Source organism: Mycobacterium sp. SMC-19 (genome assembly GCF_045310815.1).
Taxonomy (GTDB): Bacteria; Actinomycetota; Actinomycetes; order Mycobacteriales; family Mycobacteriaceae; genus Mycobacterium.
In genome coordinates this window covers 167,236-187,383 of sequence record NZ_JBJIAM010000001.1, presented here as the reverse complement: position 1 = coordinate 187,383, position 20,148 = coordinate 167,236, and the positions used below count along the sequence as shown (strand labels likewise).

The 20,148-nt window shown below is 67.6% G+C and carries 20 protein-coding genes and 1 tRNA gene; 7 read left to right on the top strand and 14 right to left on the bottom strand.

The genetic code is table 11. The features are described from left to right. Positions 1–7 precede the first annotated feature (7 nt). The 5 genes from ACJH5R_RS00930 to ACJH5R_RS00910 are packed head-to-tail and all read left to right on the top strand — an operon-like array spanning position 8 to position 7,357. Complete coding sequence (locus ACJH5R_RS00930; RefSeq protein WP_406758661.1) at positions 8–97, top strand: potassium-transporting ATPase subunit F; 90 nt, start codon at positions 8–10, stop codon at positions 95–97. Further along, complete coding sequence (kdpA, locus tag ACJH5R_RS00925) at positions 98–1,768, top strand: potassium-transporting ATPase subunit KdpA (RefSeq protein ID WP_406758662.1); 1,671 nt, start codon at positions 98–100, stop codon at positions 1,766–1,768. It begins immediately after the preceding gene. Position 1,769: 1 nt separating this feature from the next. Beyond that, entirely contained in the window at positions 1,770–3,908 is a 2,139-nt protein-coding gene (kdpB, locus tag ACJH5R_RS00920) for a potassium-transporting ATPase subunit KdpB (protein WP_406758663.1), read from the top strand. A 1-nt stretch (position 3,909) separates the two neighbouring features. Next, the gene (locus tag ACJH5R_RS00915; protein ID WP_406758664.1) at positions 3,910–4,812 is read left to right on the top strand and encodes a potassium-transporting ATPase subunit C; all 903 of its coding nucleotides are present in this window, start codon (positions 3,910–3,912) and stop codon (positions 4,810–4,812) included. Next, a complete protein-coding gene (locus ACJH5R_RS00910) occupies positions 4,805–7,357 on the top strand; it encodes a DUF4118 domain-containing protein (protein WP_406758665.1) in 2,553 nt (850 codons plus the stop codon). Before ACJH5R_RS00915 ends, ACJH5R_RS00910 begins: the two co-directional genes overlap by 8 nt. Positions 7,358–7,367: 10 nt before the next feature. Here ACJH5R_RS00910 and ACJH5R_RS00905 read toward each other — a convergent pair whose 3' ends face one another. From ACJH5R_RS00905 to ACJH5R_RS00840, 14 genes are all read right to left on the bottom strand, one after another. Then, complete coding sequence (locus tag ACJH5R_RS00905) at positions 7,368–7,826, bottom strand: DUF1942 domain-containing protein (protein WP_406758666.1); 459 nt, start codon at positions 7,824–7,826, stop codon at positions 7,368–7,370. Between the two features lie 67 nt (positions 7,827–7,893). Continuing rightward, positions 7,894–8,577 (bottom strand): response regulator, encoded by a 684-nt coding sequence (locus ACJH5R_RS00900; protein ID WP_406758667.1) that lies wholly within the window; start codon positions 8,575–8,577, stop codon positions 7,894–7,896. Beyond that, the gene (locus tag ACJH5R_RS00895; RefSeq protein ID WP_406758849.1) at positions 8,577–11,090 is read right to left on the bottom strand and encodes an ATP-binding protein; all 2,514 of its coding nucleotides are present in this window, start codon (positions 11,088–11,090) and stop codon (positions 8,577–8,579) included. Before ACJH5R_RS00895 ends, ACJH5R_RS00900 begins: the two co-directional genes overlap by 1 nt. Before the next feature lie 37 nt (positions 11,091–11,127). Next, positions 11,128–12,303: a PPE family protein gene (locus tag ACJH5R_RS00890; RefSeq protein WP_406758668.1), complete on the bottom strand. Its 1,176-nt coding sequence runs from the start codon at positions 12,301–12,303 to the stop codon at positions 11,128–11,130. 51 nt (positions 12,304–12,354) lie between these two features. Next, positions 12,355–13,170: a PE family protein gene (locus tag ACJH5R_RS00885; protein ID WP_406758669.1), complete on the bottom strand. Its 816-nt coding sequence runs from the start codon at positions 13,168–13,170 to the stop codon at positions 12,355–12,357. A gap of 135 nt (positions 13,171–13,305) precedes the next feature. After that, the gene (locus ACJH5R_RS00880; RefSeq protein ID WP_406758670.1) at positions 13,306–13,590 is read right to left on the bottom strand and encodes a WXG100 family type VII secretion target; all 285 of its coding nucleotides are present in this window, start codon (positions 13,588–13,590) and stop codon (positions 13,306–13,308) included. Between the two features lie 20 nt (positions 13,591–13,610). Then, complete coding sequence (locus ACJH5R_RS00875) at positions 13,611–13,907, bottom strand: WXG100 family type VII secretion target (protein WP_406758671.1); 297 nt, start codon at positions 13,905–13,907, stop codon at positions 13,611–13,613. Positions 13,908–13,946: 39 nt separating this feature from the next. Then, positions 13,947–15,155 carry a PPE family protein gene (locus ACJH5R_RS00870; protein WP_406758850.1) on the bottom strand — a complete coding sequence of 403 codons (1,209 nt, stop codon included), beginning with the start codon at positions 15,153–15,155 and terminating at the stop codon, positions 13,947–13,949. 41 nt (positions 15,156–15,196) lie between these two features. Beyond that, the gene (locus ACJH5R_RS00865; protein ID WP_406758851.1) at positions 15,197–15,496 is read right to left on the bottom strand and encodes a PE family protein; all 300 of its coding nucleotides are present in this window, start codon (positions 15,494–15,496) and stop codon (positions 15,197–15,199) included. Positions 15,497–15,699: 203 nt separating this feature from the next. Beyond that, positions 15,700–15,984, bottom strand: a complete 285-nt coding sequence (locus tag ACJH5R_RS00860; protein WP_047317298.1) for a WXG100 family type VII secretion target — start codon at positions 15,982–15,984, stop codon at positions 15,700–15,702. 14 nt (positions 15,985–15,998) lie between these two features. Continuing rightward, positions 15,999–16,295 carry a WXG100 family type VII secretion target gene (locus tag ACJH5R_RS00855; protein WP_406757180.1) on the bottom strand — a complete coding sequence of 99 codons (297 nt, stop codon included), beginning with the start codon at positions 16,293–16,295 and terminating at the stop codon, positions 15,999–16,001. A 45-nt stretch (positions 16,296–16,340) separates the two neighbouring features. Then, positions 16,341–17,582, bottom strand: coding sequence for a PPE family protein (locus ACJH5R_RS00850; RefSeq protein ID WP_406758852.1), 1,242 nt, complete (start codon positions 17,580–17,582; stop codon positions 16,341–16,343). Between the two features lie 11 nt (positions 17,583–17,593). Continuing rightward, positions 17,594–18,832, bottom strand: a complete 1,239-nt coding sequence (locus tag ACJH5R_RS00845; RefSeq protein WP_406758672.1) for a PPE family protein, SVP subgroup — start codon at positions 18,830–18,832, stop codon at positions 17,594–17,596. A gap of 9 nt (positions 18,833–18,841) precedes the next feature. After that, on the bottom strand, positions 18,842–19,141 hold the full coding sequence (locus ACJH5R_RS00840; protein WP_406758673.1) for a PE family protein: 300 nt from the start codon (positions 19,139–19,141) through the stop codon (positions 18,842–18,844). 481 nt (positions 19,142–19,622) lie between these two features. Here ACJH5R_RS00840 and ACJH5R_RS00835 point away from each other — a divergent pair, with 481 nt between their 5' ends. Both ACJH5R_RS00835 and ACJH5R_RS00830 read left to right on the top strand, forming a co-directional pair. Further along, positions 19,623–19,928 carry a DUF732 domain-containing protein gene (locus tag ACJH5R_RS00835; RefSeq protein ID WP_105295776.1) on the top strand — a complete coding sequence of 102 codons (306 nt, stop codon included), beginning with the start codon at positions 19,623–19,625 and terminating at the stop codon, positions 19,926–19,928. 64 nt (positions 19,929–19,992) lie between these two features. Continuing rightward, a tRNA-Leu gene (locus ACJH5R_RS00830) sits at positions 19,993–20,066 on the top strand. The last annotated feature ends 82 nt before the right edge of the window (positions 20,067–20,148 follow it).

The following is a 20,148-nucleotide window of genomic DNA, read 5'->3' as shown; positions in this document are numbered from 1 at the left end:
AGCGACTGTGAGTCTTGCCAATGCCGTCGGTCTGACGCTGGCCCTGGCGGTGGCGGCGCTGCTGGTGGCCGCACTGCTGTTCCCGGAACGGTTCTAGTTGAGTACCACAACGGCGGGCGTGTTGTTCCTGGCGTCATTGGTCGTGGCGCTGGCCGCGGTGCACGTACCGTTGGGCGACTACATGTATCGGGTCTACACCCGCGAAACGCACTCCCGCAGCGAGCGATTCGTCTACCGGTCGATCGGGGTCAACCCGGAGTCCGAACAGACCTGGGTCGGCTATGCGCGCAGTGTTCTGGCGTTCTCCGCGGTGTGCGTGGTGTTCCTGTTCGTGCTGCAGCTCATCCAGGGAAAACTTCCCCTGCACCTGGATGATCCGGCGACACCGATGACCCCTGGGTTGGCGTGGAACACCGCGGTCAGCTTTGTCACCAACACCAACTGGCAGGCCTATGCCGGTGAGTCGACGCAGGGGCATCTGGTGCAGATGGCCGGCCTGGCGGTGCAGAACTTCGTCTCCGCCGCGGTCGGCATGGCGGTCGCCGTCGCGTTCGTCCGCGGGTTCATCGGTCGGCGCACCGCGGTGCTGGGCTCATTCTGGGTAGACCTGGTTCGCGGCACACTGCGCATCCTGTTGCCGATCGCGGTCATCGGCGCGACGGTCTTGATCGCCGGCGGGGTGGTCCAGAACTTTCACCTCAACGACCAGACAATAACGACCCTGACTGGTGCGCCGCAGGCCATTCCAGGTGGTCCGGTGGCCAGCCAGGAGGTGATCAAGCTGCTCGGCACCAACGGGGGCGGCTTCTACAACGCCAACTCCGCGCATCCGTTCGAGAACCCGACCGCATGGACCAACTGGGTCGAGATCTTCCTGCTGGTGGTCATTGCCTTCTCGCTGCCCCGCACATTCGGCGCAATGGTGGGCAACGCCAAGCAAGGCCACGCCATCACCGCCGTCATGGCCGTGATCGCCCTCCTGAGCGTCAGCCTGCTCGGCTGGTCGCAGCTGGCGCATCACGGCACCGTCCCGACCGCGGTGGGGGCGGCGACAGAAGGGATCGAGCAGCGGCTCGGAGTGGCCGACTCGGCGGTCTTCGCCGCGTTGACCACGCTGACCTCCACCGGCGCAGTGGATTCCACTCACGACTCCTATACCAGCCTGGGCGGCCTGCTGACGATGGTCGACATGCAGCTGGGGGAGGTCGCTCCCGGGGGCGTCGGCTCGGGCCTGTACGGCATCTTGATCCTCGCGGTGATCACCGTGTTCGTCGCCGGGTTGATGGTCGGGCGTACCCCGGAATACCTGGGCAAGAAGATCAGCCCGCGCGAGATCAAGCTGGCGGCAAGTTATTTCCTGGTCACCCCGTTGGTAGTGCTGTGCGGAACGGCCATCTCGATTGCGTTGCCGGGCCCGCGCTCGGCGATGGCCAACACCGGACCGCACGGGCTCTCCGAAGTGCTTTACGCGTTTACCTCCGCGGCGAACAACAATGGTTCGGCGTTCGCGGGCTTGGCGGCCGACGGGACGTGGTACGAGACCGCGCTCGGGATCGCGATGCTGGCCGGCAGGTTCCTACCGATGATCTTGGTGCTTGCGCTGGCCGGGGCGCTGGCCGCACAGGGTCAGACCCCGGAATCCATTGGCACGCTGCCCACCCACAAGCCCCAATTCGTCGGCATGGTCGTCGGAGTAACACTCATCCTGGTCGCCCTCACCTTCCTGCCGGCACTGGCCTTGGGGCCACTCGCTGAAGGGCTGCACTGAAATGCATTCGGCCACAACCATCTCCTCGCCGCCGCCCACCGATCATCGGCGGGTATCGGGCGGGCTGATCGACTCCGCGATGCTGCTGTCGGCACTGCCCGCGGCGTTGCGCAAGCTCGATCCCGGGACGCTGTGGCACAACCCGGTGATGCTGATCGTCGAGGTCGGCGCGGTGTGGTCCACGGTGCTGGTCATCGGCGAGCCGACTTGGTTCGGCGCTCTGATCGTGGGCTGGTTGTGGCTGACCGTGGTCATTGCGAATCTGGCCGAGGCGGTCGCCGAAGGTCGCGGGAAGGCGCAGGCCGACGCCCTGCGAAAGTCGAAGTCCGACACCGTCGCACGTCGGCTGCGTGGTTGGGGGCCCAATACGCCCGGCGCCGAGGAGTCGGTCGCGGCGCCCCTGCTGCAACGGGGCGATATCGTCGTTGTCGAAGCGGGTCAGATCATCCCCGGCGACGGCGACGTGGTGGAGGGCATCGCGTCGGTGGACGAATCGGCGATCACCGGAGAATCGGCGCCGGTGATCCGCGAATCCGGCGGCGACCGTTCCGCGGTCACCGGCGGGACGCTGGTGTTGTCGGACCGGATCGTGGTCCGGATCACCCAGAAGCCGGGACAGAGTTTTGTCGACCGGATGATCGCGCTGGTCGAGGGCGCCAACCGGCAGAAGACCCCGAACGAGATCGCGCTGAACATCCTGCTGGCCGCGCTGACCCTGATCTTCGTGGTGGCGGTCGCAACGCTGCAACCGTTGGCGATCTACTCCAAGGCCAACAACCCGGGCGTCTCGGATACGGCGGCGCTCGATGACAACGGTGTCACCGGCATCGTCTTGGTGGCACTGCTGGTCTGCCTGATCCCCACCACGATCGGTGCGCTGCTGTCCGCCATCGGCATCGCCGGCATGGACCGGCTGGTGCAGCGCAATGTGCTCGCCATGTCCGGCCGGGCGGTCGAGGCCGCCGGGGACGTCAACACATTGCTGCTGGACAAGACCGGCACGATCACGCTGGGCAATCGGCAGGCATCGGATTTCCTTCCGATATCTGGGGTGTCCGCCGCCGAGCTCGCCGACGCCGCGCAACTGTCCAGCCTTGCCGATGAAACTCCCGAAGGCCGCTCCATCGTGGTCTACGCCAAGGAGGCCTATGGATTGCGAACCCGGACACCGGGCGAGCTCACCGCGGCGTCCTGGGTCGAGTTCACCGCGGTGACCCGGATGTCCGGTGTCGACATCGGCGGCCGCCAATTGCGTAAGGGCGCCGCCAATTCCGTCAGCGACTGGGTGCGTGGCCACGGCGGGGACATCCCCGCCGAGCTCGGCCGGATCGTCGACGGCATCAGCGCTGCCGGCGGAACACCGCTGGTGGTCGGTGAGGTGCTCGTCGGCGGGCCGGCCGTGGTGCTCGGTGTCATTCATCTGCGGGACGTGGTGAAGCAGGGCATGCGAGAGCGGTTCGACGCGATGCGACAGATGGGTATCCGGACCGTGATGATCACCGGCGACAACCCGTTGACCGCCAAGGCGATCGCCGATGAGGCCGGTGTTGACGACTTCCTCGCCGAAGCCACCCCCGAAGACAAGCTGATGCTGATCAAACGCGAGCAGCAGGGTGGACGACTGGTCGCGATGACCGGTGACGGCACCAACGACGCACCGGCGCTGGCGCAGGCCGACGTCGGGGTGGCGATGAACACCGGCACCAGCGCCGCCAAGGAGGCGGGCAACATGGTGGACCTGGACTCCGACCCCACCAAGCTCATCGAGATCGTGGAGATCGGCAAACAACTGCTGATCACCCGAGGCGCGCTGACCACCTTCTCGATCGCCAACGACATCGCCAAGTATTTCGCCATCATTCCAGCGCTTTTCGTGACGATCTTCCCAGGCTTGGGTCTGCTCAACGTGATGAGGTTGCACAGCCCGCAATCGGCGATCCTGTCGGCGGTGGTCTTCAATGCGCTGGTGATCGCCGCGCTGATCCCGCTGGCACTGCGTGGGGTCCGCTACGTTCCGGGCAGCGCTTCCAAACTGCTCAGCCGAAACCTCGCCGTCTACGGCCTGGGCGGGATCGTGGCCCCGTTCGTCGGGATCAAGCTCATCGACCTGCTGGTTCAACTTCTTCCTGGGATGGCATGACATGCGATTTGCGGGCTTGGTGCGGGGCTATGGGGCCGCGCTGCGTGCACTGCTGGTCTTGACCGTCGTGCTCGGCATCGGCTACCCGGTGTTGGTCTGGCTGGTGGCGCAGGTCCCGGGTCTGCATCAGCGTGCGGAGGGGGCACTGGTCGCCGACGCCGGTGGCCGACCAGTCGCCAGCGCGCTGCTCGGGCAGTCGTTCACCGACACCGCCGGCCGGCCGCTGCCGCAGTACTTGCAGAGCAGGCCGTCGAAGGCCGGCATCGGCTACGACGCCTTGGCCAGTGGAGCGAGCAATCTGGGCCCGGAGAGCATCGTCGACATGCCCGCTGCGCCGAGCCTGCTCACCGAGGTCTGCACGCGCAGCGTGGCCGTTGCGAAGGCCGAAGGCCTCGACGCGGGGGCCGCGTCGCGACCGTTCTGCACCGCCAGTGGGCGGGGCGCCGTGCTGGCTGTGTTCGGCCCGCGCGGCCCCAGCGGCACCGTCGCCCGTCCGACCCGCGTGGTCAGCGTCAATGAGCCGTGTGCCCGCGGTGGCGAACCGTTTGTGTCCGGCTATCACGGCGTTCGGGTGGAATGCGCCCGGCCCGGTGAGGATTACTCGGCCGGCCAGATCGTGCCGGTCCGGGGGGCAGCGGCCGAATATCCGCATGTTCCCGCCGATGCCGTCACCGCCAGCGGCAGCGGCCTGGATCCCGATATCTCGCCGGCCTACGCCGAGCTTCAAATCGACCGAGTCGCCAAGGCCCGGGGGATACGCGCCGAGCAGGTCCGTGCCGTGGTCCGCGCTCACCAGAGCCCCCGACTGCTCGGGTTCCTGGGTGAGGCCCGCGTCAATGTGGTTGCGGTAAACCTGGAACTCGACCACGAGCATCCTGTCCCCGGTTGCTGTTCCGATGGATGATCTATCGGTGAGTGCTTATGGCTCCCGCGCCAGACGTGGGGAGTTGCGCATCTATCTGGGTGCGGCCCCCGGGGTCGGCAAGACGTACGCGATGCTGGGCGAGGCCCACCGGCGGTTGGAACGAGGGACCGACGTGGTGGCCGCCGTGGTCGAGACGCACGGTCGGAGAAAGACGGCGGAACTGCTGCAGGGAATCGAGGTCGTCCCGCCCCGCCTGCTCGACTACCGGGGCAAGCGTTTCCCCGAACTCGACGTCCCAGCGGTGCTGGCGCGACGACCGCAGGTCGTGCTCGTCGACGAGTTGGCCCACACCAATACGCCGGGCAGCGTCAACGCCAAACGGTGGCAGGACGTCGAGGAACTGCTCGCCGCGGGGATCACGGTGATCTCTACGGTCAATGTGCAGCATCTGGAGAGCCTCAACGACGTCGTCGCACAGATCACTGGTGTTGAGCAACTGGAGACGGTGCCGGATTCGTTCGTCCGTCAGGCGTCGCAGATTGAACTCGTCGACATCGCTCCGGAGGCGCTTCGCCGCCGGCTCGCCCACGGCAATGTCTATGCACCGGAGAAGGTCGATGCGGCATTGTCCAACTATTTCCGCAGCGGAAACCTCACCGCGCTAAGGGAATTGGCACTGCTGTGGGTGGCCGACCAGGTGGACTCCGCGCTGGCGAAGTACCGCGCGGACAAGAAGATCACCGACACCTGGGAAGCCCGCGAACGGGTGGTGGTGGCCGTGACCGGCGGCCCGGAATCGGAGACGCTGGTACGGCGTGCCTCGCGGATCGCATCGAAATCGAGCGCCGAGCTGCTGGCGCTTCATGTGCTGGCCGGCGACGGCCACTCGGCCGTTCCCAGTGCGCGGATGGGAAAGATCCGTGAGTTGGCGGCCGGCCTCGGTGCCTCACTGCACATCGTCGTCGGCGACGACGTGCCGACCGCGCTGTTGGACTTCGCCCGGGAAGTCAACGCCACCCAGTTGGTGATCGGGACGTCGCGGCGGTCTCGCTGGGCGCGCTTGTTCGATGAGGGCATCGGCGCGGTGGTGGTGCGGCGGTCCGGCAAGATCGATGTACACATCGTGACTCATGAAGAGTCCAAGCAAGGTTTCCGGATCACACCCATCTCACCGCGGCAACGCCGCGCGCTGCCCTGGCTGGCGGCACTGCTCGTGCCGTCTGTGGTCTGCGCGATCACGACGACATGGCTCGATCCGGTACTGCGCTTGGGCGGGGAGAGTGCGCTGTTCTTCGTCAGCGTCCTGGCGGTGGCCCTGCTCGGCGGTGTGGCCCCGGCAATTCTCTCGGCCGTGATTTCGGGTCTGCTGCTGAACTATTTCCTGATCGATCCCCGGCACAGTTTCACCATCGCCGAAACCGATTCGGCGATCACCGAGGTCGTGTTGCTGTTGGTTGCGGTCGCGGTGTCGGTGCTGGTGGATCGCGCCGCCGAACGCGCCAGGGAAGCCGGGCGGGCATCCCAAGAGGCGGAGTTGCTGGCTCTGTTCGCTGGGTCGGTATTGCGGGGCGCCGACATCGGGACGCTGCTGGAACGCGTCCGGGAGACCTATGCGCTACGGGCGGTGAGCATCCTGCGGATCTCTACCGTCGAGGGCCAGCAGACCGGTCAGACGGTGATTGCCGCCGCGGGCACTGACCCGTGTACGACTATCGACTCGGCGGACACCGCCATCGACGTCGGCGACGACGAGTTCTGGATGCTGATCGCGGGCAGGCAGTTGGCGGCGCGTGATCGACGCGTGTTGTCCGCAGTGGCCAAGCAGGCGGCCGGATTGGTCAGGCAACGTGAATTGACCGACGAGGCGAGCCGATCCGAGGCCGTGATGCGGGCCGATGAGCTGCGCCGCTCGCTGTTGTCGGCCGTCAGCCATGATCTGCGTACGCCGCTGGCGGGCGCCAAGGCAGCGGTGTCGAGTCTGCGCTCCGACGACGTCGGGTTCTCACCGGAGGACACCGGCGAACTGCTGGCCACCGTGGAGGAGTCGATCGACCAACTCACCGCTTTGGTCGGCAACCTCCTCGACTCGTCCCGGTTGGCCGCCGGAGTGGTACACCCCGAACTGGGTCGGGTGTACCTGGAAGAAGTCGTGGAACGGGCCCTGGTCAGTATCGGACGGGGCAAGACCGGCTTCTTCCGTCCGGGCATCGACAGGGTCAAAGTCGACGTTGCTGACGGGGTGGTGCTGGCCGACGCCGGACTGCTGGAACGGGTGCTGGCCAATCTCCTGGACAACGCGTTGCGCTATGCCCCCGATGGCCCGATCCGCGTCAGCGCGTGTCAGGTCGGTGATCGGGTTCTGATCAACGTTGCCGACCAGGGACGCGGCCTACCGCCGGGCGGGGAGCACCTGTTTGAGCCGTTCCAGCGGATCGGCGATCAGAACAACACCACCGGTATCGGGCTGGGCTTGTCGGTGGCACGCGGGTTCGTCGAGTCGATGGGCGGAACGGTCTCCGCCACCGAGACGCCGGGTGGCGGCCTCACCATGGTGGTGGATCTGGCCGCGCCCCCGGCGATCTGACTACGACGGGTTATGCGTGCTTCCAGACAACCTTGTCGACTCCGGCGGCGTCGCGGTAGACCACGCTGTCCGGCGCGGTGCCGTTCTTGACGTCGAAGTAGAGTCGGCCGCTGGTCTGACTGCCCGCGGCGATCGGCCCGTTGGGCAGGCCGTCGACCTCGTTGCCCTTCATCACCGCGAACGTCGAACTGTTGACCGCACGCGCATTGAAGTCAGCGATGTTCGGTGTGGGGGAACCGCTTACCGCCCGGGCGGTCACCTCCGAGTACCAAATGCCGTCGTTATGCCCGCTGGGTTGCAGGTCCGAGACGGTGTAATCGATGGCCCCACCGGGGCTCTGAATCTCTTGGGTTTGGCCGAATCCGACCACCTGGGGGTCCGCAGAAGCCGGTGCCACCGCAAGCATTCCGGCCGTCGTGAGGCCGGCCGCTGCAACTGCCGTCTTCTTGGCGATCTGGGAGAACATCACGGTAAAGCTCCTTCCGCTAGGTTCTCCCAGGCATATCCGCGCCGACGGATTTCAAAACCTCAAAAATTCACACTTCGAATCGGTAGCCCATCCCCGCCTCGGTGAGCAGGTGTTTGGGGTTTGAGGGATCGTTCTCGAGTTTGCGGCGCAACTGCGCCAGATAGACCCGAAGATATTGGGTTTCCTTCGCGTATGCCGGGCCCCACACCTGGGTGAGTAATTCGTCGCGGCCGACCAGCTTTCCCCGGTTTCGCACCAGCATCTCCAGCATTCCCCATTCGGTGGGAGTCAGGTGGACCTCGCCCCCGTTCTTGATCACTTTCTTGGCCGCCAGATCGACGGTGAACGAGGCGGTTTCCACTATTGGCTGGTCGATTTCGGCGGTCGCAGCGTTGCGCCGGGCGGCGGCGCGCAGCCGAGCCAGGAACTCGTCCATTCCGAAGGGCTTGGTCACGTAGTCGTCGGCGCCGGCGTCGAGCGCCTCCACCTTGTCGGCCGAGTCGGTGCGTGCCGACAGCACGATCACCGGCACCGTCAGCCAGCCGCGCAGCCCGGCCAGCACCTCGATGCCGGAGATGTCGGGCAGCCCCAGATCGAGGATCACCACATCCGGGCGTTGCTCGGCGGCGGCACGCAAGGCGCCGGCGCCGGTCGCCGCGGTGACGACTTCGTAGCCGCGCACCGACAGGTTGATCTTCAGCGCGCGCAGAATCTGCGGCTCGTCGTCGACTACCAGAACTCGTGTGCTCATCAGCTCTCTCCTGCCGGTGCGGCCAGGTCTACCACCATGGTCAACCCGCCGCCCGGCGTCTCCGTCGCCGAAATGGTGCCGCCCATCGCCTCAGTGAAGCCCCGGGCCACCGACAGTCCGAGACCGACGCCGCTGGTGTTGTCGCGGTCGCCGAGGCGCTGGAACGGATCGAACACGTGCGCCTCGCCGCCGCGGGGCAGCCCGCGGCCCTCGTCGGCGACGTTGATCAGCACCCGCTCGCCGACTCGGCCGGCCGTCACCCGCACCACGCTGTCGGAGGCGTAGCGCAGCGCGTTGTCGATCACGTTGGCCAGCACGCGCTCCAACAAACCGGCATCGGCCATCACCACGGTCGGGCCCACTTCGACCTTTACCTGGTCCAGGCCGCGGCCATGGCCGAAGGCGTTGCTGCGTTTGCCGATTCCGATCAAGGCCCGCTGCACCACCTCCTCCAGATACACCTTGATCAACTCCGGCCGGATCACACCCGCGGCCAGTCGCGAGGAATCGAGCAGGTTGCCCACCAGGCCGGTGAGCTGATCAACCGATTCCTCCACGGTGGCGAGCAGTTCGGCGGTGTCGCCGGGGGAGAAGTCGACGTCGTCGGCGCGCAGACTCGACACCGCCGCTTTGGCTGCTGCCAGTGGGGTGCGCAGGTCGTGGCTGACCGCCGACAGCAGGGACCGGCGCAGCTCGTCGGTCCGCATCACCGCGTCGGCCCGGCCGGCCTCGGCGGCCAGTTCCTCCTGGCGGACCAGTCCGGCCGCCTGCCGAGCCACCACCGAGAGCACCCGGCGATCACGTGAGGCCAACTGTCTGCCGACCATCAGCATCCAGAACTCGTCGTCGCCGACATCGATCGAGGTATCCGCGAGATCTACCGAGGTGCAGGGGTTTTCGCCGACGGAGGCGACGACTTCGGGCGTCGCGGTGTTCGTCGGGACGCGCACCAGGCTCACCGCCCGCTGTGCGTAGGTTTCGCGAACCCGTTCCAGCAGGGTGTCCAGGTCCGCGCCGCGCAGCACCGACCCGGCGAACAGTGTCATCAGCTCCGCTTCGCGGGAGGCGCGGCCGGCTTCCCGGGTCCGTTTGGCCGCGCCGTCGACCAGGGCGGCCACCGCGACGGCCACCAACAGCAGGACGACTTCGGTCACGGCGACGTCGTGCTCAGCGATGGTGAAATCGCGTCGAGGTGCGAGCACGAAATAGTTGAGCAACACCCCGGACAGCAACGCCGAGAGCACGGCCGGGGCGATGCCGCCGAGCAGGGCCACCAAGAGCACCCCGACGAAGAACAGTGCGCTCTGACCGGCGTCGAAGTAGCGGTCCAGCCAGCCCACCATGATCGCGCACATCAGGAACGGCACGATGACGGCGGCCAGCCAGGACACCGCACGCCGTTCCCGCGGCGAGATCGACAGCCCCCGGAAACTGGGCTTGGCGTCCTCGTAGGTGACGATGTGGACGTCGATATCGCCGGACTGCTGCACCACCGCCGCACCGACACCCTCGTCGAGGATGCGTGCCCAACGGGAACGGCGTGAACTGCCGATCACCAACTGGGTGGCGTTGACGTCCCGGGCGAAGTCCAGCAGCGCGGTCGGCACGTCGTCGCCGATCACGGTGTGCAGCGAGGCGCCCAGGCTGATCGCCAGTTGGCGGATCTTGCCCACCCGGGGCGCCGGCGCCCCAGAGATCCCATCGCCGCCCAGGACATGCAGCACCAGCAGGTCGCCGCCGGCCTTCGAGGCGATCCGGGAGGCCCGCCGGACCAGGGTCTCCGATTCCGGGCCGCCGGTCACCGCGGCGACGATGCGTTCCCGCGCCTCCCAGGTCTCGGTGATCTTCTTGTCGGCACGGTAGCGGGTGAGCGTCGCGTCAACCTGCCCGGCCAGCCACAGCAGCGCCAATTCCCGCAGCGCGGTGAGCGTCTCGCCGCGGAAGTAGTTGGCCAACGCCGCATCGACCTTCTCCGGCGGGTAGACGTTGCCGTGGGATAGCCTGCGGCGCAACGCCTCCGGTGCGACGTCGATGAGTTCGATCTGCGCGGCCTGGCGCACGACCGCGTCGGGGACGGTGTCGTGCTGGGTGGTGCCGGTGATCTTGGCGACGACGTCGCTCAGGCTCTCCAGCTGCTGCACGTTGACGGTGGAGACCACGGTGATCCCGGCGGCAAGCAGTTCTTCGATGTCTTGCCAGCGTTTGGGATTACGACTGCCTGCGGGGTTGGTGTGCGCGAGATCGTCGATCAGGACCACCTCGGGGTGGCGGGCCAGCACGGCGTCGACATCGAGTGGCCCGCCGGGTTCGCCGAGGATCTCGATGCCCTGCAGCAGTTCGGCGGTCATGCTGCGGCCGTGGGTCTCGACCGCAGCCGCGACCACATCGGTGCCGCGGCCGGTGCGGCGGTGCGCTTCGCCGAGCATCGCGTAGGTCTTACCGACCCCGGGCGAGGCTCCGAGGTAGATGCGGAGTTCTCCCCGTGGTTCTGCAGGCTGCCCGGCTTGTCTCACGAGACTCACCAGACCATCATCGCGGCAACCGACGGCATCAGCCAGCGACGACAGGCCGCACCATCACAGTGGGTTTGAACCCGTACCTCGGGTTGCTCAGACCGGAGCCGCCGCGGCCGGCCGATGCCACTCCCGGCACACCGGCGCCCACCGTGTTGACGGTGCCGGCCTCCTCGGCCTCCGTCCAGCCATGGCTGACCAGAGTGGCGTTGCTTTCGGGGATCGACGTCGCCGTTGTCGGGACGGCCGCCGGCCAACTCTGCGGCACCGAGAGTCCGCCCACCGGGGCGGCGTTTCCGATGCCGGCCAGCACCGGCGCGCGGCCCAGGGGCGTCGCTGGTGGCGCGGCAACCGAGTCCACCAGCAACGGCGAAGTCACCGCCTCCGCCGCACCGCCGTGCGCGATGGCGATGGCGCTGGCGATACCGGCGAACGCGTGCCACGCGCCGGCGTTGGTCAACGCCGAACTGTAGGTCTGAACCCCGTTCCAGATGCCGATGTTCTGCGTCGAGTTGATGAAGTTGGACAGGAAGTCGCCCAGCCCGCTCTGGGCTGATCCGGCGGCCAAGGGCGAGGCCAGGGTCTGCATGGCGGTCGGCAATCCCGACACCAGCTGCGACAACCCGTTCTGTGCGCTGCCGACCGAGGCCTGGGCGACGGCCGCACCCTGACCGGCGATCCCGGCCGGGTTGGTGCTGGGAGCGGGTGAGCTCAGCGGTTGTAGCGTCCCGGCAAGCGCTGAGGAGGCCGCGTAGCCGTACATGGCCAAGGCGTCCTGTGCCCACATCTCGGCGTACTGCGCCTCCACCGCCGCGATTGCCGCGGTGTTGAACCCCAGGAAATTCGACGCCACCAGCGCCGCGAACTGTGCCCGGTTGGCGGCCACCACCGCCGGGGGCACCGTCATCGCAAACGCCGCTTCGTAGGCCGCGGCCGATGCCGACGCCTGGGCGGCGGCGTGCTCGGCGGCGGCGGCCGTGGTGTTCAGCCACGCCACGTAGGGCCGGACTGCGGCGGCCATCGCCGCTGCGGCCGGGCCCCGCCACTCTTCGTCGGTCAGTGTCGAGATCACCGACTCGTAGGAGGCCGCTGTCGTGGCCAGCTCGGCGCCCAGCGCATTCCATGTCGTTGCGGCAGCCGTCATCGGCGCGGCCCCGGCGCCCGAGTACATCCGAGTGGAGTTGATCTCCGGGGGCAGTGCTGCGTAGTCCATCTCGTGGAAGTCCGTTTCCTCTAGTCGGTTTCGGCCAGGCGCGGGTTGCCGCTAGACGATCGGCTTGCGCGGCATCACGACTGGCTTGACGCCGTAGCGAGGCCGGCCGAAACCGGGGCCACCACGATCGGAAGAGGCGACTGCCGGTGCTCCTGCCGGGACCGTGGCGGCGCCGCGCGGCTCGACTTCCGACGATCCTGCGGCGACCAGCGGGCGCGCCTCGGCTGCCGGCGCGGCTTCGCCTGCCCAGTTCGGCGGTGCCGACATCTTGTTGATCGGGGCCCCTTGGCCGGCTGCGGCGGCCACCGGGGCTGCTGCGCCCGGGGTGCTCTGGGAGACCAGGTTGCCCTGGCTGACACCCTCGACGTGGTGGATGACGCCGGACGGGTTGGTGATGAAGCCGGTGCCCAAGCCGGTGAATGCCGAGGTGGCGGAGCCGACGTTTGCGGCGTTCATGGCGGCCAGGATGGCGGAGTTGCTGGCGATTCCACCCAGCCCGAAGGTCGGGTCGGCGGCGGCTCCGGTACCGGCGTTCCCCAGGCCTGTGGCAGTGCCTAGCCCCGCCGTGGTGGTCGCCGCCGCCGAGTTGGCGGTCTCGGTCTCCCCGTAGGAATCAGCGCTGACGCGCAGGGTGTGAATGAACATCTCCTGCATTGCCGCGGCCTGCGCGCTGATCTGCTGGTACAGGGTGCCGTAGGCGGAGAACTGGGTGGCCTGCAGTGCGGAGACCTCGTCGGCGGCGGCCGGGGCCAGCCCGGTGATCGGGCCGGCTGCGGCCGCGTTCTGGGCGTTCAGCGCCCCGGCGATCGTCTGTAGATTGCCGGACGCCGCAGCCAGCGCCTCGGGCTGGGTGGTCAGGAACGACATGACATCTCCTCGGCGGATACGAGCCGGACCCCAAGCGGGGCTCGGTCACCGCTCCACTGTTTCGTCGGACTCCCGACGGCCAGAGGTCGTTAACGAGTTCTTTACGGTCTCGCACGGATTATTGACGGTTTGCTTTCAGGCCCAGCTGGAGCCCACGGCGGCGTCGGTGTTGGCCATGTTGTTGCCGGCCGATTGCACCTTCTGACCATGGGCGTTGGCCTGGGCGTAGATGACCTGGAAGTTCCGCCCGAGGGCGGTGACGAACTCCTGGCAGGCCACCGAGCCGGCGCCGCCCCAGAAGTCCCCGGCGGCCAGCACGTCCTGCACGATCGCCTGGTGTTCGGCCTCCAGGGCGGCGGCTTGGGCGCGGATCAACGCGCCGTGGGCGTCGACGTCGCCGAACTGGTAGTTGATGGACATCTGAATCATTGCTCCTTGTGTTAGCTGCTCAGGATCTGCTGCGAGGCAGATTCCTGCTGTTCGTACTGGCTGGCGTCTCGGATCAGTCCGTCCCGCACGCCGTGCAGCATGTTGACGATGTTGCTGAAAGCGGTCTGCATCTGGCCCATGGTGTCGTAGGACGTGCGCTCGGCCAGGCCGCCCCAGCCGGAGCCGGAGATGCTGGTCGTCGATGCCCACATTCGCCGGGCCTCGTCCTCGACGGTCTGCGCGTGCGCGTCGAAACGGGCCGCGGTGGAACGCATGGCGTCCGGGTCGGTCATAAAACGGGTGGTCACTGCGGTAACTCCTTGATTGTTGGTTGCGGTCTTTCGTCGTCAGCCGGCCAGGACCGGATGTGCGACGACACTGGGTTTGAATCCGTACTGAGGCAGATTCCCGCTGGGGCCACTGCGGCCCCCAGCAGCACCGATCGGCAGGCCGGCCGGTACGGCCGATGCCCCGTTTGCCGCGGGAACGGCCGAGCCGGTGCTCGGGAGTGCCGAGACGGCGCTGGCGGTGGCTCCGGTAGCCCAGTTCTGCGGCACCGAGAGCATGCCGACCGAACCGGCCTGACCGAGGGCCGCCGAGACCGGCGCGCCGCCGAATGAACCCAGCCCGGCCAATCCGACCGAGCCGAGCGAAGCCATTGGTGCCACCGCACCGACGGCCGAACTCAGCCCGCCGGCAGCCGCGGAGCCCGCGGTTCCCAGCGAGGATCCCGCGCTGCTGCCGAGACTGCTCAAGAAGCCGACCGCGGTCGACAGCGTGCTGGCGACGTTCCAGGCGCCGGTGTTCACCATCCCGTTGATGCTGTCGGTGATCTGGCTGTTGTCGAACAGACCGCCCAGAATCCCCGACAGGCTTGAAGACGCTGATGATGGGCTGCCCTGGGTCGGCGATGCCAGACTCTGCAGTACGCCGGGCAACACCGAGATCAGTTGGCTGGCCTGACTGTTGCTCGCCGCGGAGCTGCCGGCGGCCTGGGTGACCGCGGCGGCCTGGCCGGCCAACCCGGCCGGGTTGGTGGATTGGGCGGGTTCGGCAAACGGCGTCACCTGCGTCGCGGCGGCCGAACCGCTGGCGTAGCCGTACATGGCGGCGGCGTCCTGCGCCCACATTTCGGCGTACTGCGCTTCGGTGGCCGTGATCGCCGGGGTGTTCTGCCCCAGCAGGTTGGTCGCGACCAGCAGCATCAGCAGGCTGCGGTTGGCCACGATCACCGGCGGGGGAACCGTCATCGCGAACGCGGTCTCGAAGGCGGCCGCGGCCGCGGTGGCCTGGGTGGCGGCCTGCTCGGCCTGAGCGGCGGTGGTGTTCATCCACGCCACGAAGGGAGCCGCCGCGGCGGCCATCGACGCCGACGCCGGACCGGCCCACAGTTCACCGGCCATCCGGGCGATCACCGCCTGGTAGGCGGCGGCCGTCGACCCCAGCTCCGCGGCCAGTCCGCGCCAGGCCGTGGCGGCAGCCATCAGCGGCGCCGCTCCCGGCCCGGTGTACATCCACGCGGAGTTGACTTCCGGTGGCAACGCACCGAACTCCATCATGTTCTTGAGTTCCTTTGTCTTGCTTGGTTTTGCGTGACTCAGCGCGCTGCGATCGCGTTGGCGGCCTCGGTCGCCTCGTACGCTGCCGCGCTGGTCGTAAGAGTGGTGACGAACATCTGGTGAATCGCATTCGCCTGGGCACTGACCGCCTGGTACAGGCCGGCGTGCGCGACGAACTGTGCGGCGGTCAACGCCGAGACCGGGTCCGCCGCCGCGGGGATCACGCCGGTGGTGGCTGGGGCGGCTGCCGCGTTCTGGGCGGCCATCGCCGAGCCGATACCGGTCAATTCGCCGGCCGCGGTCGTCAGCTCAAAAGGCTGCGCGCTCACGAACGACATCAACATCACCATCTCCTAACCGATCGGGCCGGCATGGTGCCGACCACGAGATCCACCGTGCCGCAACGGTGCTCGGTTAGCTGCTGCCCTTATGCGCTCTTAACGCGGCGGAATCGAACCTTGATGAGTTCTTGATGCCGAGAAACGGAAAAACCCGACGCAGCCCCCTCTGCTGCGTCGGGTTTCCCGGGTCTTGGCTGACGTTACGCCCAGCTGGAGCCCACCGAGGCGTCGGTGTTGGCCATGTTGTTGCCGGCCGACTGCACCTTCTGACCGTGGCTGTTGGCCTGCTCGTAGATCACCGCGAAGTTGCGACCCAACTGCGCCACAAACTCCTGGCACGCCACCGAACCAGCACCACCCCAAAAATCACCGGCAGCCAGCACATCGTGCACGATCGCCTGATGCTCAGCCTCCAACGACGCAGCCTGCGCACGAATCAACGCACCGTGGGCATCCACATCACCGAACTGGTAGTTAATCGACATCTGCGGTTCTCCTTCTAGCTCGACAGGATCTGCTGGGAAGCAGCTTCCTGCTGCTCGTAGTGGTTGGCGTCGCGGATCAGCCCGTCCCGCACACCGTGCAGCATGGTCACGATGTTGCGGAAAGCGGTCTGCATCTGACCCATGGTGTCCATCGAGGTCCGCTCCGCCAGACCACCCCAGCCCGCACCGGAGATGTTCGTCGAGGACGCCCACATCCGACGAGCCTCGTCCTCCACCGTCTGCGCGTGCACATCAAAACGGCCCGCCATCGAACGCATCGCGTCCGGATCGGTCATAAAACGTGTTGCCACTGCTGTGTCTCCTTGTCTGCGGTTCCGTTTTTACGGTGAGGGGGTTTATCCGGCAACTACCGGTCGGGCCATGACGGTCGGCTTGAAGCCGTAGCGCGGGGTGCCCAGACCGAAGCCACCCCGTTCGGCACCCATCGGCATGCCGCCGGGCATGGCCGCCATCGACTCGATCTCTTCGGGGGCGGCGGCCCAGCTGCTGGCCTGCAAGGCGCCGGCAGAGTCAACTGCGCTGGCGGCAGGAGCGGCTGCGGCCCAGGTCGGCGGCGTGGACAGCTCGCCGACCAAGGTGGCCTGACCCACGCCGGCCGACACCGACGGGGCGCTCGCGGTGAACGCCGACGCGCCGCCCAGCGCGCCCAGGCTGCTCAACGGACCACCCGGGGCCAACAGGGCACCGATGCCGGCACCGGCCGCACCACCGCCGAGGGCGTTGAAACCACCACCGGAGAAGAATGTGGTCATGGTCGGGATCAAGCTTGCCGGGGTGAACGCCGCCGAGGTTCCGGTGAAGCTCATCAGGCCGTTGAACGGGTAAGTCACCAGCGACACAACACCATTGATCGACGCGTTGCGGCCGATGGCTTCGAGCAGCCCGGCCAGTGTGGGCGGGGGAAGACCGGCGTCGGCGGGACTCGGCGAGGTCAGTGTCTGCAACGTGTTCGGCAGCGACGAAATCGCCTGTGCCGTCTGCGCGGTGTTGTTGGCGGCGGTGTTGCCGTTGGCTTGGGTGACCGCGGCGGCCTGGTTGGCCGTCCCGTCCGGGTTCGTGGTCTGGTTGGGCTCGTTGAACGGCGTCACCTTGGTCGCCACCGCCGACGACGCGGCGTAGCTGTACATGACGTCGGCGGCCTGGGCCCACATCTCGAAATACTGTGCGTCGCTTGCCATGATCGCGGCCGAGTTCTGGCCGACGACGTTGGTCGCCACCAGTTGCTTCTGCTGCGCGCGGTTGGCAGCGATCACCGCTGGGGGAGGGGTGGCCGCGTGGGCCGCCTCGAACGCGGCCGCTGCCGAGGTGGCCTGGGTGGCCGCCTCCTCGGCCTTGGTCGCCGTGTCGGCCATCCACGTCAGATACGGCTTGGTGGCGGCAGACATCGAGGCCGATGCCGGGCCTATCCACTCTTCGTCGACGAGTTGGGTGATCGTCGTTTCGTACGACGTCAGCGCCGAGGAGATCTCCGCGGCCAGCCCGCGCCAGGCGGAGGCGACCGTCATCATCGGCGTGGAGCCGGGACCGGCGTACAGACGTCCGGAGTTGATCTCCGGCGACAGCAGTGCGTAGTCGATCATCGTTGCTCCTAGACCACCATCGGCTTGGGCATGAATTTGGGTCGGAACCCGTAACGCGGTGTGCCGTAGTTCATGCCGCGCTGCCCGACGCCGGTCGGCACCGGAGGGGGCATGGAGGCCATGTTGTTGTGGGTCTCGGTGGGGACCGCCCAACCGCCGGGCCCGCTGGTCAGGGCCGCAGCGCCGGGGGTGTTCGCCGCCCAGCTCGCCGGCGCCGAGAACGACGTCCCGACCAGCGAGGCCTTCCCCATACCGGCGGTGACGGCCGGGGTGACGGCGCTGACCCCGAAGGCGCTGCTGACGCCGCTGGACAGGCCGCCGCCGAGTGCTCCCAGGGCGCCGAGTGCACCACCGGGGCTCAGCGCCGCTCCCAGACCGCCTCCGAGCGCACTGCCGGTGGTGCCGCTGAAGCCGCCACCGGTCATGAAACCGATGAGGCTTGGCAGCAGCGCAGACGGAATGAAGGCTGCGCCGGTGCCGGCGGTGTTGAACAGGTTGTAGAGCGGGGTGCCGAACATGTACGCGTAGCCGTTTGTGGGGTCGTTGTAGAGGAACTCGATGATCTGCTCGATCCAGTCGGTCGAGGCTGCCGGCGAGGCCATGCTCTGCAGGGCATTCGGCAGCGACGAGATCATCTGTGCGGTCTGCGCGGTGCTGTTGGCGGTGCTGCTGCCGCCGGCCTGGGTGACCGCCGCTCCCTGGTTGGCCAGCCCGGCCGGGTTGGTGTTCTGGGCCGGCTCGTTGAACGGGGTGACTTGCGTCGCGGCGGCCGAACCGCTGGCGTAGCCGTACATGGCTGCGGCGTCTTGGGCCCACATCTGTGCGTAGAGGGCGTCCAGAGCCGCGATCGCCGGGGTGTTGATGCCGAGGATGTTGGTCGAGACCAGCGCCGCCTGCTGCACCCGGTTGGTGGTGACCGCCGCCGGCGGCACCGTGGCTCCCCGGGCCGTCTCGAATGCGGCGGCGGCGGAGGTGGCCTGAACCGCGGCCTGCTCGGCCAGCGCGGCGGTGTTGTTCATCCAGGCGATGTAGGGGGCCGCGGCCGCGGCCATCGAGGAGGAGGCCGGACCGAGCCATTCCTCACCGGACAGCTCGGTGATCACCGTCTCGTAGGAGTGGGCGGCTGCGCTCAGTTCGGCCGCCAGTCCGCGCCAGGCCGCGGCGGCCGTCATCATCGGGGTCGACCCCGGTCCGCTGTAGATGCGCCCGGAGTTGATCTCGGGGGGCAGTGCTCCGTAGTCCCACATGATTTCCGCCTAACCCGCTGCCGCCGCGTTCGCGGCCTCGGTGGCCGCGTACGACGCGGAGCTGCTCTTGAGCGTGGCCACGAACATGTCGTGAATGGCCGACGCCTGCGCGGCAACCGTCTGGTAGAGGCCGGCGTGCGCGGCGAACTGCGCGGCGGTCAACGCCGAGACCTCGTCAGCGGCCGCGGGAGCGACGCCGGTGGTCGGGGCGGACGCCGCGGCGCTCTGGGCGTTGAGCGCCGCGCCGATCGCCTGCAGGGTGCTGGCCGCCGACGCCAGCGCCTCCGGCTGGGTGGTCACGAAAGACATGGGGTTCTCCTTACGGAGCCCGTGACGACGCGGCTCCTGGCACCACCGTTGCGTATGACTGGGCGATTGTGAAAGCTGGTTAACCGCTTCTTAACCGTGGTGTCGGAACTCTTTACATGCACCTCAGTGCAGGTGTGTCTGCGGTGTGTGGGGCGTCACGATCTCGCGGGCCCGAGGCCGACCGAGGGCTTGGATGCAAAAGCCGTGCGTGCCGGTATTGGGTGCTCGCCGTAGGGCTTTCGCGTTGCGACGGCGTGGTCCAGCTCACACTGACACCCTGGGCGTGGCCGCAGCCATCTCGGCGCTGCCTGGCTGGCTGTCAATTAGGTTGATGGGCAACATTTTTAGTCCGTCTCAGCCCATCGAACCGGCCGCACGCTTCGGGGTGGTGAGGGCCCGGTAACGCGGATTTAACATCCGGATCCGGAGGAGTAAACGGTGCGTAACACGCTATTAACGAACGCTCAGCACACTACGAGCTATGAATCGGTTTCTGCTGCTAGCGGGCCTCACCGCGCTGGTCGGGCTGGCGGCACCGGCGCACGCAGAGCCGGTGGGCAGCGACGCCGCCTTCCTGACCCAGCTGACCGGGGCCGGCCTGAGCCACAAGGGCTCGGACCAGGTGGCCATCTCGGCCGGTCACTCGGTGTGCCAGCTGATGGACGCCGGTCTCACCCCGATGGACACCGTGGTCGCCGTTCAGACCACCAACCCCGGCTTCACCCTGCAGCGTGCCGCGGAGTTCGCCCGGATCGCCGCGCAGAACTACTGCCCCGAGCACGCCTGATTTCTGCACCTTCACGGAGTGCCGGTAGGGCCCTGGCGCGCTCGCCACGTTAGATTCGCCGCGAGCCCCCATAGCCCAATTGGCAGAGGCAGCGGACTTAAAATCCGCCCAGTGTCGGTTCGAGTCCGACTGGGGGCACGCCATAAGTGCTGGTAGATGAGTTATTCACTCGGCTGGATCGGGGAGCCCATGCGCTTCACCCCGACGGCCAGAATATAAG